The organism is Blautia caccae, from assembly GCF_040095955.1.
Lineage (GTDB): Bacteria > Bacillota > Clostridia > Lachnospirales > Lachnospiraceae > Blautia > Blautia celeris.
On sequence record NZ_JBBMFP010000031.1, the window covers coordinates 23,297 to 37,860 of the forward strand.

The following is a 14,564-nucleotide window of genomic DNA, read 5'->3' on the forward strand; positions in this document are numbered from 1 at the left end:
AATTCAACCAAAATAAATCTAACAGACAAAAAAAGATACCGGAATACAGCGTCCGATACCTTTTTCTTAAATCTTTATTCCCTTTTCTGCCCTGTATCTCAACAAAACACGACATATGCAAAAATATAATCAGAAGTGAATACTCCCCTGAAGCCAGATAACACCTTTAAAGCGCCGTCCCACCTCAGGCTCTCCCATCAGATCATTTGTGTTGATACACACATCAATTTCCAGGTCATTGCATGAAATTCTGAGTTCGTAGACTTCCTCGTTTGTCATGACATTTCTGACTCTGGAGCAGTCAAGTATTTCTCCCATGACATTATACAGGTCACATTCCATTCCGTACGGCATAAAATATGTATCTACAATAGAGTACACATCTTCATTGGGTATTCTGCCGGAAATCATGGAATAGATATCAATATCCTCCATGGTCAGATTCTCCATGGCATCCTCATCGCCATTACGTGCAGCCGCGATCATACGGTTGCGGTTGATGGTATTTTCCTTCTCTTCTTTTTCCTGTTTCTCATCCTTTGTGACAGGAAGAAGAATCTTTCCCTCCTTAGCCAGGGCCGCAAGGGTTATGGCATAGGAGCCTCTGGAATAATTTCCATGGCTTCTCTCTGTTAGATATTCCCCTGCATTCTGCAGATAAAATATAATGGTCACTCCAATTCTCACGTCATCACAGGCGCCTGCGTAAGATTCCTTTCCTGCATGCTTTTCGATTACCACGTCCTCCTGGGTAGTAATCCCGGTACCGCGGAAATACGGAAAATAATATTCCATCTGGAACTCATTATTCTCATCATATTCTCCGCATACCGTTATTCCAAAATCACAGCCAAAGGTTTTAGAGATTTCCGCGAACATATGATTTTTTCTGTCTTCAATCACTGTCTTCTCATCATAATGTAAGGTTACATCTTTAAGAATCCGGTCCACCTCTTTTTTTCCGTTTATACCGGAAAAACCAATGGATTTCAAATAACTGTGCAAATACGTACCTCCGTCTGGTTAAGGTTTACATAACTTTGTTTACATAATATTTACTTTATTTCTGTCATACCGCCCATATAAGGTCTTAAAGCCTCCGGAATCCTTACAGAGCCATCTGCCTGCAGGTTATTTTCCAGAAATGCGATCAGCATTCTCGGCGGGGCAACAACTGTATTGTTCAAGGTATGCGCCAGATACTTGCCATCTTTCCCATTTATACGGATTTTTAATCTTCTGGCCTGTGCATCACCCAGGTTTGAACAGCTTCCCACCTCAAAATATTTTTTCTGTCTCGGTGACCACGCTTCCACATCCACGGATTTCACCTTCAAATCCGCCAGGTCTCCGGAGCAGCATTCCAGTGTACGCACCGGAATATCCAGGGAGCGGAATAAATCTACGGTGTTCTGCCACAATTTATCAAACCACTCTTTACTTTCCTCCGGTTTGCAGACAACGATCATTTCCTGCTTCTCAAACTGATGGATACGGTATACACCGCGCTCTTCCAGCCCGTGTGCTCCCTTTTCTTTCCTAAAGCACGGGGAATAGCTTGTAAGAGTTTTGGGCAGCTCCTCCTCGGGGATGATCGTGTCAATGAATTTACCGATCATGGAATGCTCGCTGGTTCCGATGAGATACAGGTCTTCACCCTCGATCTTGTACATCATGGCATCCATCTCAGCAAAGCTCATAACGCCTGTCACCACATCGCTGCGGATCATGAAAGGAGGTACACAGTAGGTAAATCCTCTGTTTATCATAAAATCCCTTGCGTAGGAAATAACAGCAGAGTGAAGTCTTGCAATATCACCCATAAGATAATAGAATCCGTTTCCGGCTACCTTTCTGGCGCTGTCCAGATCAAGTCCATTGAAGCTTTCCATAATTTCTGCGTGATAGGGAATCTCAAACTCAGGAACCACCGGTTCGCCATACTTCTGGACCTCTACATTCTCCGTGTCGTCCTTTCCGATGGGCACTGACGGATCAATGATGTTTGGTATTGTCATCATGATCGTTCTGATCTTTTCCTCTACTTCTCTTTCCTCTGCAGACAGGCGTTCTACCGTCTCAGCATTGGCTGTAACTTTTTTCTTTACCTCCTCTGCCTCCTCTTTCCTGCCTTCCTTCATAAGCCCGCCTATCATCTTGGAGATTTTGTTTCTTTCAGCTCTTAATGCCTCAACTTCCTTCTTGATGTCACGGTTTCTCTTGTCCAGCTCGATCACTTCATCTACAAGCGGCAATTTGCTGTCCTGAAATTTATTTTTAATATTCTGCTTTACAATTTCCGGGTTTTCTCTTAAAAATTTAATGTCTAACATCTCTGTTCTCCTTTTGTTTTCACAAGTTTGTTTACATAAGATTATTTACATAATTTGTGGCAACAATTCAATCTGCCAAATTATCAGACCGCGGTCAGTCATCTAACTCTGTCTCCTGTAAAATACCGAAATTCACAGCCTGTCTCAGAGCTTCCACTTCTTCTTCACTCAATACTACATAGGATTCCCCATTTACGATCTCTTTAATATAGAGAAAGCAATTTTCTCTGCTGTGTATAGCATTGAGCAGAAAGCCGGTATTATTTTTGTCAAGCATGGCCAGCACAAAACTTAGTTTTCCTCCCATGTCTTCAAAGGCGTCATATTTTACAATACCGTATTTGTTCAGGGATTTGTCCATGACTTTCCATATTTTCTCAATTTCTTCTCCATTGTCATCTGTGGAGCGCACCAGTTTTTCAATCAAATCGAATTTTCTTTTAAAAAGCCGTTCAAGAGATTGTCCATCTTTTCCCTTCATGAACAGCGTATACTTCCTGTTTAGCCGGTTCAGTCCCAATGAAAGGTTAAATACGCAGATCAGCAGTATGACCACTACGACCAGCAGTAAAACCATCAATATTCCGGAGTGAGACTGAAGACTTTCTAATAAACTACTCATCTGTTGTTCACAACTCCCTTATTTTATCTAATCGTTTCCAGTAGTTCTATAATACGTTCCAGCTCATCCTTGGAGTAATATTCAATTTCTATTTTCCCCTTATCATTGTTCTTTCGGTGTATTGCCACCTTAGAGCCAATAATCTGTTTGATTTTTTCCTCCAACTGCTGATAGACCAGATTCTGTGCTTCATCCACCGGCTTTTCCTGTTTCTCAGGTGCGGGATTCAGGATCTCTTTTACCAGTTTTTCTGTTTCCCTCACACTTAATTTTTCATCGAATACCTTTGTTGCTGCCATAACCTGAATTTCAGAGTCTTCTATTGCCAGAAGTGCCCTGGCATGACCTGTTGTGATCATCTCATCAATAAGCATCTGCTGTACACGGTCATCCAGCTTTAAAAGACGCATGGAATTAGTTACGGCAGTACGACTTTTAGATACTCTCTCAGCAATGGCATCCTGTTTCAAATGAAATTCTTCCATAAGCCGTTTATATGCCACGGCCTCCTCAATAGGGTTCAGATCCTCTCTCTGAATATTCTCAATAAGTGAAATCTCTACTGCTTCCTGATCAGAGAATTCTTTTATGATAACCGGAATTTCTTTGATACCTGCCAGTTTGGAGGCTCTCCACCTCCGCTCACCTGCGATAATTTCGTAATAATCACCCTTTTTCTGAACCAGAAGCGGCTGCAGTATGCCAAACTGTTTAATGGACTCTGCAAGTTCCAGCAGTGCGTCCTCCCCAAACTGTTTTCTGGGCTGTTCCCTGTTTGGTTCTATCATTGACATTTTAATCATCTGTACGGATTTTTCTTTTTTTATGTCAACTTCTTTTGTATTCTCAGCAGGTGTTGGGCCAGGGATTTTCTTTTTTACCTTAGCACTGGTATCCGGAATCATGGAATCCAGTCCTTTTCCAAGTCCACCTTTTCTTACTGCCATTCTTCATCCCCCTTATGTAATACTTCCTCTGCCAGGAGTTTGTAACTCTCTGCTCCCACAGATTTTTTATCATATAGTGTAATGGGCAGACCATAACTGGGCGCCTCTGCAAGACGGACATTTCTCGGTATAATAGTTTTGTAGATGGATTGATTCAGATTGCTCTTTACGTTCTCTACAACCTGCAGAGAAAGGTTTGTCCTGGCGTCATACATGGTAAACACTACACCTTCAATAACAAGTGAAGGATTTAAACGTTCCTGTACTAATTCTATGGTATGAATGAGCTGTGTCAGTCCTTCCAATGCGTAGTATTCACATTGAATGGGTACAAGAACCGAATCTGCTGTTGTCATTGCATTGATTGTCAAAATATTTAGTGATGGAGGGCAATCCATAATGATGAAATCATATTTGTCTTTTATGGTGTCAATATGATTCTTTAATAAAAATTCTCTGTCTTCTACTCCTACCAGTTCAATCTCGGCTCCGGCCAGGTTGACGTTAGACGGGATAATGGATAGGTTTTCAAATACGTTTTCAATCAGGCAGTCAGATAAATCGCAGTCTCCGAGAAGCAGTTCATACAGTGTGGCGTCTAAGTTTTCTTTTTCTACGCCTACGCCGCTTGTGGTGTTTCCCTGGGGGTCGATATCTATAATGAGGACTTTTTGGCTCATTTCTGCCAGGCAGGCGGAAAGATTAATGGCTGTGGTTGATTTGCCTACGCCGCCTTTTTGGTTTGCTATAGCTATAATTCTTCCCAATTATACTCTCCTCTTTTCATCTGTGTGGAAAAGTTTTTTGATGTGTTTTTTGGATTATGATATACGTGTTTATTATAGCATTAATTGTGGAGTATTTCCATAAGAATGTTTCACGTGAAACATTTTTTTATTGGTATTTTATTGGTTATATTGTATATGGGGAAATAGAGTAGAGGGCGGACGGATGAAAAGCAGGGGGAGGGCAGGTGTATGGGGAAAACGAAGCGTTTCGCTTGTCCGGAAGCTAACCTGCTCCCAGTCACTAAATTCGTCGGCAACGGCCTCCTCATTAAGTGTCTGGGGCAGGTGGATCTCCCGAACGCTCCACTAGACATCGTTTTCCCCATACACCTGCCCTCCCCCTGCTTTTCATCCTGGTTTTCTCTGTATGGATATTATACTTGTAATGTTTCACGTGAAACATTTATAGAAGCATTTGTGGCTTGTTTAGTGTGGCTTTGTTAAACTATGTATAATGAAGGTTTTGTACTATAATAAATCCATAAAATCAGCAACTGATTTTATGGATTTATTAATTTATTGTTTCTATTGCTTTTGTTTCTTTTAAAAATCAGATATATTATTTAACTTTAAATAATTAATTTAAAACAATATACAAGGTTTTATGTCGCACAGTCTTTATATGACAGTCTGTGCAATATTCGCGTTCATAAAATAGAATGTGTTAGGATATTGTGTTTGAAAATTGCTTTTGATAAGTTATTCACTATGGTTTGTAGGAGATTTTTGTCGGATAAGATTGGTGAAGTGGGGTGTATTGATCAAATTGGGGGGAGAGATGCTGCAAAATGGATCATGCAGATTGTCATAATAAAGTTTAAAATACCTTTTGTATGCTTTACTAATAACAATGATTATTATATGCTGCAATACGTGTACTATATGTAAATATAAGATATTTCTTTATGTCGTATGACTATCTATTTGATTATGAACTGTAAATTATTTTAACTTGTATAATTCACTTTAATGTCTTATAATATTAGTATATTCTTTTTCAGGAGGTGGACGGTTTTATGAAGAAATCCAGGCATAAAATAATTACGGCAAGTATACTTTTTTCCATTGCAACGGGTATTATTTATGTGATTAATCGGCTTATATTTGGGACTGCTGTGTTGAAGGAAATGTTGAAGTCCACAGCTAACAATTATTATAATTGGCGATTTGGGAAGATATATTATAAGAAGATTGGGACTGGGACGCCGGTTTTGTTGGTGCATGATTTGACGGTTTATAGCTCAGCTTATGAGTGGAATAAGATTGTAGATAAACTGGCTGAAAACCATACGGTTTATACCATTGATCTGCTGGGGTGCGGACGGTCTGATAAGCAGAGAATCACATATACAAACTACTTATATGTGCAGATTATTTCAGATTTTATTAAAAATGTGATTCATGAGAGAACGGATGTTATCACCAGCGGTTATTCAGGCTCCTTTGCTTTGATGGCCTGCCATAATGAAACAGATTTGTTTGGTAAAATCGTCATGATCAATCCGCCAGCGCTTAATGCTTTGAATAAGATACCTGATAAAAAGAGTAAACTGTATAAGTTCCTTTTGGAAATACCTGTTTTTGGAACTTTGGTTTATAATATGATTACATGTCAGAGTAATATTCAACTGCTGTTTACGGAGCAGTATTTGTATAATCCTTTTAATATGACTGCAGAATGGCTGGATACTTATTATGAAGCGGCCCATAAGGGGATGAGCAGTTCAAGGTATCTGCTTTCCAGCATAATAGGACGGTATACAAACAATAATATTAATCATGCTTTAAAGGCAATTGATCAGAGTATTTTTATTATTGAAGGTGAGGCAGAGAGGGACAGCAAAGATATTATATCTCAGTATACAGAATGTAATCCTGCTGTTGAGGCAATTAGTTTGAAAGGAGCCAAACACTTACCGCAAATGGAGACACCCGATAAGTTAATGGAACAGTTAAATATATTTCTTGATTAAATGTTTCACGTGAAACATTTACAAGAGGAGTCCTGCAGCCGGGAAATGCTGCAGGACTCTTTTTAGGTTATTTACTCATATGTGATAAATTTAATTGTAAAGTATACTTTTGTTTTTATGATTCCTTATTCTGTTTTTCTAAAAAGGCATTAAAAGCCTCTGTCAGTTCTTTTACTTTCATTTTGTTTACCAATGATGCATTTCCTTTGCTGTCTTTTACCAGATAAAAGCTGGAATCATACGCATAATACTCAGTAGTCACATCCACACCATTTTCCTTGTAGAAATGTACTGTCATTTCAGGTGAATTTTCCATATCAGGAACCGTATCTAACCGTTCCTGGCATTCCATACCGCTTATAAGACTGTAAAACTCAGAGAAATCAGACAGTTCTATTTCTTTGCCATTCATATAATAGGTAGTAACCGTTGTTGTTTCCTCTTCTTCTGTATCTGTATCCTCTGTATTTTCTTTATCACTGTCACTCTCTACCTGTTTTTCCTCAGTTTTCTTAGTAAATTCATAGGTATTTCCATCTTTCTCAATAGTGACTTTATCCAGATCGGCAAAAATATAATCAGATACATAAGTACTGAGGAATTGATTTACTTCTGCATTCAGGAGATTGTCAACAGTAGAACTGCTTAAAGTATAAACCCCTGACTGACTCTGAAGCTTAGCATAATAACTGTTATCTTCTGTTTTATTACCTATTAATAAAACTTCCTGTTTATCGACAGTCACTTTTTCTTCTGTATCTTCTGTGGTATCACTCTCAGCTTTAGCATCCTTACTTTTATTGTCTGTAGTATTGCTGCCATTCGCAGTATCTGCACTGTCATCTTTCGTTTCATCAGTAGATTTTGTTTCAGTAACCTGATAATTTATCGTAATTATTGTCGGATTATCAAGTCCATACTGACTTAAATCTTCTGTATTTTGACTTATAAAACTGCTCCAGGATAAACTTGTTATGGGGTTAGTAAATTCAGATACCTGTGAACTGCCCGCATCTTTCTTTGTACCATCCCATCCCGTTACAGTCCAGCCTGTACTGGAACTGCTGTCTTTGAAAACTGAAAATGTCTGTCCATTTCTTTCCATTATGACGCCTGTTATGTCTGTAATACTTGGAAATGTTTCTTTTTCTGCCAGATCATTGATATCAAACTGCAGCGAAGTGACAATTGTGGAGGAAACCATATAAACTTTTTCATTATCTTTGTTCAGCGTCATATAGCTGCTGCTTGTAACTGAATTTGTATCTCCAAATTGCAGCGTCTGTTCCTTTCCATCTTTATCTTTTAAACTTACAGTAACAGTTGGATCATCCAAACCATATTCCGAAATATTATCCGGTTTTTCTAACACTCTGTCAGCAGCTATTTTTTCAAATTTACTGATAATTTCTTCAAATGCTGATTGATCCAGCGGAAAGTTTTCTTCTCCGTTGTATTTCCAAATGTCATCACTTTTTGTAAATTTAAATTCATTTTCGCCTGATTTGAATACCGCTTCACTGATATCTTCTACAGTTGTCTCGAATGCCGTTTCTGATGTTTTCTCAGTATCCTGACTATCCTCTTTGCTGCTGTTATGAAGAACAAGATAAAATACCAGCAGCAAAGCTAATATGATAATGCCCGCAATAAGTGCTGTATTTTTTTTCTTCATTTACTGTTTTCTCCTCTTCATCCAGATTCCACCACCTAAAATCACTAAAAATGCCGGTACTACAGCCATAACAAATATACTCCAGAAGCTGGCGTCTGCTGCTGGTATTGTCAAGGTCGACGTATCCAGACTTTTACTGGATATTGATATTGTACTGCCATCTTCATTTGAGCACATCCAGTTGACAGATGCAGAAATTAATTCAAAGTTTGCACCGGATACCATTGTATTCATATTGTCATTAAACAGTGTCTCAGATGAATAATAAACGATCTGCGTCTGTTTATCATCCTCCAGATCTTCACTGATTGCCACACCTACATGGAATGGACCGTCAATGTCTCCACTTTCTTTCTCCATTGTCTGCATATTTTCCACATTTACTTTGGAATAAGAACTGTCGGATGTGGTTAGTATATTCTGAATTGTCAAAGTATCCCTATAATTATCTGTTGTCTCAATTCCCTGAGCCAAAGGCATAAGGATATAACGGCTTTGGGAGGAGAGATTTGAGGTAATATCATTGCTTTCTATATTAGGAAGCAGATATGACGGGTTCTGAGAAATATAATGGTTTGTATCTGCCTCAAGAATAATGCCGTCAACGGTTTTCACGCCGTAATTTTCCAAAACAGAGGCAAAATTAGGCATGTCTTCCCCTGTATAATTGGATACAATCAGTGCTTTTCCTCCGTCTTCCAGGTAAGTAATAATCTTCTTTGCCTCATCCTCCGAAATATCCTTTGATGGTGCAAAAATAAACAAACAGTCCGCATCTTCCGGAACAGCGTCCATTGTGAGAAGATTTAGAGATTGGATATCAATATTTGCCTTCTGTATCATATCTTTCAGTGAATCGCTCATAGAAGACTCATCGTGACCTTCCAGTGTATACATTACAGGCATATTATCTGATGTCACATAGTTGATCGCACTAGTAAGCTGTCCCTCTCCGTCAAACCCGGTCACTTCGCTTGCATATGTCTGGTAATTCACAGAGGTCTCATACATGGAGTTATAATCAACCACTTTACTTTTATCACCGGAAACTACAATAACACTATTGTTGTTTACTCCTTCTGTCGTATACTGTGAGGTAAACTTTGGATTAACAGCAGGATCTTTCTGCTCTACCTTTACATGGTCACTGCTTTCCTCATACCGTTCCAGCAGTTTTTCTATATCACTGCTTTCAGAACCTTTCTGTGCTATAAAATATAAGGTAACATCTTTATCCAGATTCTTCAGCAGTTTTTTTGTCTGATCTCCAATACTGTACATCTTTTGTGTACTTAAGTCTATTTCTCTGTATTTTGACGGAAGCTCCTGGATAAGCAGATTTACTACTACCAGAATTGCCACGAATACCGCGACTACTCCCATACTATATGTTCCATGCTTCAGATTTTTCCTGTTTTTTCGTCTGTTTTCTTTATTATTACTAATAATATCTTTAATATTAATTTTTTTCTTATTAATATTACTTTTTATTTCTTTCATATCTGCATTTTCTCCTTTCTTCGACCTCCAAAATCAGCTCCAACGCCGTTTTTGTATGGATTGAATTGTCAGAAATACAAAAATGCATATTACGGAAAGCATATATACGATTCCTGTCACATCCAGTATACCGCCAACAAAGTTATCAAAATGATTTGCGATTGCCAGTAAATCCAATACTTTTTGTATGGCGCCTTCAAAAAGAGAAGACTTTACAAAATACAGAACCACAGTAACTCCCACCAATATAACTCCCACAACGCCTGTAAGGATCGCATCTCTTGTCATCTGATAAACAATGAACGCAATTATAATCCCAATCACCACAAAAGCCAGCATAGAACTCACTGCTGTCTGGGAGAAGAAGGACTCAATGCCGTTCATCACATAACTGCAGAAAAGAACGCCGAATGTAAGGACAGCTGCAATAACCTGACTCTCTGTGACAGAGGATAAAAATAATCCTACTGCTATGTTGGCGCATCCCAGGAAGAAAAAGCCGATCACAGCCGTATAGGCCATAGGATAAGATACCGTACCGTATTTCCCCATAATAAGGGGATAGCAGGCAGCAATGATAACAGGGATCACATAGATTGTGACCATTCCCAGATATTTTCCCAGCACAATTTTCCAAACTGCCACCGGTGAAGTAAAGAGTAACTGGTCTGTCTTATTTTTCTTCTCCTCTGCCAGTATCCTCATTGTCAGTACCGGTGTTATGATCAAAAATATAAATGTAACCGAACTCAAAGTTGCTCCGAAATCCGGTGTTGCATAGTTCAGGTTATATGCAGTAAAATAAATACCTAATATTAGTAATATAAATGCCATAAACACATAACCTACCATGGATGTAAGGTAACTCTTCACTTCTTTCTTATATATCGCCAGCATCTTCTTTTTCCTCCCCGCTATCTGTCAGCTTTAAGAACACTTCTTCTAATGTCATATTCGTTGACTGCATCTTTAAGATAGGATATTTCGCTTCCGCCAGGGCAAAGAATATATTCTCCCTTACGTCCTGGTCCCCGGCTATCTTGACCGTAAAATCACAGGCGTCTTTTACCATGGACTCATGATAGATAAGTTCTTCTATATTGTCCACCATATCAAGCGCTTTTCTGATCTCCTCTTCCGGTCCTTTTACTGTAAGTTCAAGGGAATTTGCACCTGTCATAACCTTACTCAGATTTTCAGGTGAATCGCTGGCAACCAGTCTGCCACGATCAATAATGAGCACATGATCACATACAGCACTAACCTCTGATAGGATATGTGAACTGAGGATAACTGTATGTTTTTCACCTAAACTCTTGATCAAATCCCTGATCTCAATGATCTGTTTTGGGTCAAGCCCCACTGTGGGTTCATCCAGAATGATAATTTCGGGATATCCCAAAAGTGCCTGTGCCAGGCCAACTCTCTGCTTGTACCCTTTGGACAGGTTTTTGATCAGCCTGTATTTCATTTCTTCCAGTTTAGTAGTTGACATAACTTCGGATATGTTCTTTTCTATTTCTGCCTTTGGAATGGATTTCAGTTCCGCCACAAATTTCAAATATTCCATCACTGTCATATCCTGATACAAAGGCGGCAGCTCGGGCAGATAGCCGATACATTTTTTAGCCTTCTCAGGCTCCTCCAGGATATTATGTCCGTCAATCAGAATATCTCCCTCTGTGGACGCAATATATCCTGTGATCATGTTCATAGTAGTGGACTTTCCGGCGCCATTTGGTCCCAGAAACCCGTAAATTTTACCTTTTTCCACAGTAAAATTCAGATGGTCCACTGCCACATGATTTCCGTACTTTTTTACAAGATTCCTTACTTCAATCAAAATGTTCCCTCCTTTAATCTTGTGCTTCCATAATCTGACCTTTCTAATTTTATTTTTTAATTGTGATAAAAATTAGGTAAGACTGTGATTTTTCTGTGAAATATTACCAGACCTTTTTCATCCAGAACTCAAAATTTCAAACATTCGCACAATTTCTCAATCATTCGACAGATCTGTCACACATCTGCCTGCATTGACTTTTCAAAAAAATTATCGTATGCTCAAGAAAACAAACACTTACTGCAGAAGAGGAACCAAGATGGATTTTTACAAAAGAGTAGAATATGTATGCAGGCAGATTCCCTGCGGCAGGGCTGCCACCTACGGCCAAATTGCCCTGTTATGCGGCATGCCCACCCATTCCCGCCAGGTTGGCTACGCCCTGAACAAAAGACTGAGTTCCCCGGATATCCCTGCGCACCGCGTTGTTAACCACAGAGGATATCTTTCAGGTTCCGCCTCCTTTACATTTCCCCACACTCAGGAATCCCTCCTGAAAAAAGAAGGCGTCCCCGTAACACCGGAGCACACCATTGATCTGAAAAAATACGGCTGGCATCACACCCTGGACGACGCCGTGCGCTTCCGTGCCTACTTCACCACCCACAACATCTGAATTCTGACAACCTTCCGCCCCACCTGGTACGAAGCCCGCGAGGAAATCAACGATGAGGGCAAAACGGTCTGGTTCCACGGCTTTCACGCCCTATTCATGGATGAACTCTGGAACTTTGATCTTTGGTTTTTTGACCGGGAAACCATTACCAAAGCCGAAGCTTACTGCGACAACATAACCACGCTCTGCCGCCAGACTCCATCCCTGAAAACAGCCATCACAACAATAAAAAAAGACCTTCTCTCCCAAGGTCTCTATCGCTATGACAAATACACCAGCATGGATGTCTACCAGTCCGTCCTCACGGAAGGCATTACCAACACCCAGGCTTTCCTAAAAAAACACCCCTTACCAACTATCTGACCACTAATACCGGCCTCCTGCTGCCGCATTCCGCTCCGCGCTCTATCCTCCCGCTGCCACATCCCCCTCAGCGGATTTAAGAAGGCTCGGCAGGAGGACAGGGCACGAAACAAACCCTATTCCCCGCCAGCCGCTTTTAAACATCCAGAAGCTGTCTCTTCAAATACCGTCCCACAACATTAGCAAAATTCCCAATATCCCGGATATAAGCAAAATCTCTCCCGAATATCTTCTTCTCTGCCTGCAGGTCCTCCTCCTCCCCCGCAAACACTCCAAGCACTGCAATCCTCTTATTCCTGAGCTTCCGCACTTCTGTAGCCGTATCCTTCACCGCAAATTCCGTACAATAAGCCTCCTTCTTACTCCCCCTCAGGCTTCCTGCGATCACATCATTTGGCCTTCCGTCGCTGAGTACGATCAGAATCTTATTCTCTTCCTTCCGTTTCTCCAGGCTTTCCGCCGCCGCTCTCACAGCCAGCCCGTCACGGTTATTGGCAGAACCGTAGAACTCAAAGATCCTCTCATTTGCGGCCCTGTCATCCTCATAATCCCGGAATCTCTGCATAATAGTAAAATCTCCAAAAGTACAGAATCCCATAACCCTCTGCGGAATCCTCACAATGCTCAGGGCCTCACTGATAATATATCCCTGAAGCGCTACAAGGGCCTGTCTGCCCTGTTGGGAGCCGCTTGCATCAATCAATATCTCCACAACGAAATCCGTGTTATCCCGTATAATTTCGCGCTCAAACAGCCTTCTGTTGTCTGTCCTCCCCAGATTCCACAACTTTCTTGCACAGATACTCCCATACTCACTGGACACCACTTCCTTCTCATTTCTGGTAAGAAGTGCCCGCTTCAGTGTATTTGCCAGCATCTGCACATTCTGTCTGGTCACCATCTGGTTCAGATTCAGCACCCTGAGATTATCATCTCTGACCTTTTTTACATACTCAGCCTTGGCGCTCTCCTCCAGATCCCCGTGCAGCAGCCCGTCTGTAAAATGCAGACGACAGCCCTCATGGCTGCCCCTGCAGACCTGGCTGTTCTGATGCTTCTGTTCCTGGACAGACAGATAGCTCCTTCCATAATTAAGCTCCACATACTCATCCAGGCGGGCGGAAGATTCCTCGTCCAGCACGATCACATTTGCCTTGTGCCGGTTAAGCAGCTCTTCCTCCTCCATCAGTTCATCGGTAAAAAGATTTACCTTATGCTCATCCTCACTCTCCTCGGATTCCTCCTCCAGATTCTCTTTATCCGTATACTCTTTGCTGTTCTCCTCAGAATCCCTGAGTTCCTCGCTGAGGCCCTTGAACTTCTTCGTAAATCCCTTGGCATATGCCCCCTCATATACAGCACCGAGACAATTTACAATCTGTGAAGTATCCTCTGCGTCTTCCAGCGTACAGATAAGCTCTATCAGTCTCTGGTTTCTCTCATCCGCCTCCGTTTTATCCAGCATATACCGCAGATAGCATGCTTCTATATTACCCCAATCCGTATGCGTAAGCCTCATGCTGTCCTTTTCCAGCGTATCCCGCATGGCTTTGCGCCGTATGGACGCCACGCCGCGCCGCTCCTTTTCCAGCTTTTTATACACAGCGCAGTCAATACACAATCTTCCCAGTGCAAGGAGCACAGACGGTTCCCAGCCGGCATAGACCTTTTTCGTTATGTAAGACTCATACTCTTCAACGCTGAAATACCTGGCAAATCCTCCATGCCGGACAGCATCATAAAAGGCAATGTATTTTGACTTCTGCCAGGCCTCCGGATCCACCTCAATGTCCAGTTCATAATCCTGGCTGACCGTCCACATGAGATTCCTGATCCTGTTCTGGATATCCAGACGGTTTGCCTCTGCTTCCCATCTATCTTCGTTTTCCATACAATACATCTCC

The 14,564-nt window shown here is 41.0% G+C and carries 13 protein-coding genes; 3 read left to right on the forward strand and 10 right to left on the reverse strand.

What is annotated here, in order from left to right; genetic code table 11:
• Positions 1-129: 129 nt before the first annotated feature.
• From WMO65_RS23605 to WMO65_RS23625, 5 genes are all read right to left on the reverse strand, one after another.
• Entirely contained in the window at positions 130-1,005 is an 876-nt protein-coding gene (locus WMO65_RS23605) for a DUF3881 family protein (RefSeq protein WP_349064695.1), read from the reverse strand.
• A 50-nt stretch (positions 1,006-1,055) separates the two neighbouring features.
• Positions 1,056-2,333 carry a serine--tRNA ligase gene (gene serS / locus WMO65_RS23610; RefSeq protein ID WP_033143191.1) on the reverse strand — a complete coding sequence of 426 codons (1,278 nt, stop codon included), beginning with the start codon at positions 2,331-2,333 and terminating at the stop codon, positions 1,056-1,058.
• Positions 2,334-2,427: 94 nt separating this feature from the next.
• On the reverse strand, positions 2,428-2,955 hold the full coding sequence (locus tag WMO65_RS23615) for a DUF4446 family protein (RefSeq protein ID WP_033143190.1): 528 nt from the start codon (positions 2,953-2,955) through the stop codon (positions 2,428-2,430).
• 23 nt (positions 2,956-2,978) lie between these two features.
• Entirely contained in the window at positions 2,979-3,902 is a 924-nt protein-coding gene (locus WMO65_RS23620) for a ParB/RepB/Spo0J family partition protein (protein WP_148392054.1), read from the reverse strand.
• Positions 3,893-4,669 carry a ParA family protein gene (locus tag WMO65_RS23625; RefSeq protein WP_033143188.1) on the reverse strand — a complete coding sequence of 259 codons (777 nt, stop codon included), beginning with the start codon at positions 4,667-4,669 and terminating at the stop codon, positions 3,893-3,895. Before WMO65_RS23625 ends, WMO65_RS23620 begins: the two co-directional genes overlap by 10 nt.
• 1,037 nt (positions 4,670-5,706) lie before the next feature.
• Here WMO65_RS23625 and WMO65_RS23630 point away from each other — a divergent pair.
• Positions 5,707-6,663: an alpha/beta fold hydrolase gene (locus WMO65_RS23630; protein ID WP_054352636.1), complete on the forward strand. Its 957-nt coding sequence runs from the start codon at positions 5,707-5,709 to the stop codon at positions 6,661-6,663.
• A 115-nt stretch (positions 6,664-6,778) separates the two neighbouring features.
• On the opposite strand, the gene WMO65_RS23635 is transcribed toward WMO65_RS23630, so the two are convergent.
• The 4 genes from WMO65_RS23635 to WMO65_RS23650 are packed head-to-tail and all read right to left on the reverse strand — an operon-like array spanning position 6,779 to position 11,681.
• The gene (locus WMO65_RS23635; protein WP_148392055.1) at positions 6,779-8,338 is read right to left on the reverse strand and encodes a DUF4340 domain-containing protein; all 1,560 of its coding nucleotides are present in this window, start codon (positions 8,336-8,338) and stop codon (positions 6,779-6,781) included.
• Positions 8,339-9,838 carry a GldG family protein gene (locus WMO65_RS23640; RefSeq protein WP_225305234.1) on the reverse strand — a complete coding sequence of 500 codons (1,500 nt, stop codon included), beginning with the start codon at positions 9,836-9,838 and terminating at the stop codon, positions 8,339-8,341.
• 33 nt (positions 9,839-9,871) lie between these two features.
• Complete coding sequence (locus tag WMO65_RS23645) at positions 9,872-10,735, reverse strand: ABC transporter permease subunit (RefSeq protein ID WP_033143185.1); 864 nt, start codon at positions 10,733-10,735, stop codon at positions 9,872-9,874.
• On the reverse strand, positions 10,719-11,681 hold the full coding sequence (locus WMO65_RS23650) for an ABC transporter ATP-binding protein (protein WP_033143184.1): 963 nt from the start codon (positions 11,679-11,681) through the stop codon (positions 10,719-10,721). Before WMO65_RS23650 ends, WMO65_RS23645 begins: the two co-directional genes overlap by 17 nt.
• 259 nt (positions 11,682-11,940) lie before the next feature.
• On the opposite strand from WMO65_RS23650, the gene WMO65_RS23655 reads away from it, so the two are divergent.
• Both WMO65_RS23655 and WMO65_RS23660 read left to right on the forward strand, forming a co-directional pair.
• Positions 11,941-12,297 (forward strand): MGMT family protein, encoded by a 357-nt coding sequence (locus WMO65_RS23655; RefSeq protein ID WP_148392056.1) that lies wholly within the window; start codon positions 11,941-11,943, stop codon positions 12,295-12,297.
• A 96-nt stretch (positions 12,298-12,393) separates the two neighbouring features.
• Positions 12,394-12,660 (forward strand): hypothetical protein, encoded by a 267-nt coding sequence (locus tag WMO65_RS23660; RefSeq protein ID WP_187370560.1) that lies wholly within the window; start codon positions 12,394-12,396, stop codon positions 12,658-12,660.
• Positions 12,661-12,796: 136 nt separating this feature from the next.
• On the opposite strand, the gene WMO65_RS23665 is transcribed toward WMO65_RS23660, so the two are convergent.
• Positions 12,797-14,551 (reverse strand): cobaltochelatase CobT-related protein, encoded by a 1,755-nt coding sequence (locus tag WMO65_RS23665; protein WP_148392057.1) that lies wholly within the window; start codon positions 14,549-14,551, stop codon positions 12,797-12,799.
• Positions 14,552-14,564: the final 13 nt, after the last annotated feature.

Bases quoted from the DNA above. Each gene is read 5' to 3' on its own strand.
- serS (WP_033143191.1), bottom strand. From the start codon at position 2,333: ATGTTAGACATTAAATTTTTAAGAGAAAACCCGGAAATTGTAAAGCAG.
- WMO65_RS23615 (WP_033143190.1), bottom strand. From the start codon at position 2,955: ATGAGTAGTTTATTAGAAAGTCTTCAGTCTCACTCCGGAATATTGATG.
- WMO65_RS23620 (WP_148392054.1), bottom strand. From the start codon at position 3,902: ATGGCAGTAAGAAAAGGTGGACTTGGAAAAGGACTGGATTCCATGATT.
- WMO65_RS23630 (WP_054352636.1), top strand. From the start codon at position 5,707: ATGAAGAAATCCAGGCATAAAATAATTACGGCAAGTATACTTTTTTCC.
- WMO65_RS23635 (WP_148392055.1), bottom strand. From the start codon at position 8,338: ATGAAGAAAAAAAATACAGCACTTATTGCGGGCATTATCATATTAGCT.
- WMO65_RS23640 (WP_225305234.1), bottom strand. From the start codon at position 9,838: ATGAAAGAAATAAAAAGTAATATTAATAAGAAAAAAATTAATATTAAA.
- WMO65_RS23645 (WP_033143185.1), bottom strand. From the start codon at position 10,735: ATGCTGGCGATATATAAGAAAGAAGTGAAGAGTTACCTTACATCCATG.
- WMO65_RS23655 (WP_148392056.1), top strand. From the start codon at position 11,941: ATGGATTTTTACAAAAGAGTAGAATATGTATGCAGGCAGATTCCCTGC.
- WMO65_RS23660 (WP_187370560.1), top strand. From the start codon at position 12,394: ATGGATGAACTCTGGAACTTTGATCTTTGGTTTTTTGACCGGGAAACC.
- WMO65_RS23665 (WP_148392057.1), bottom strand. From the start codon at position 14,551: ATGGAAAACGAAGATAGATGGGAAGCAGAGGCAAACCGTCTGGATATC.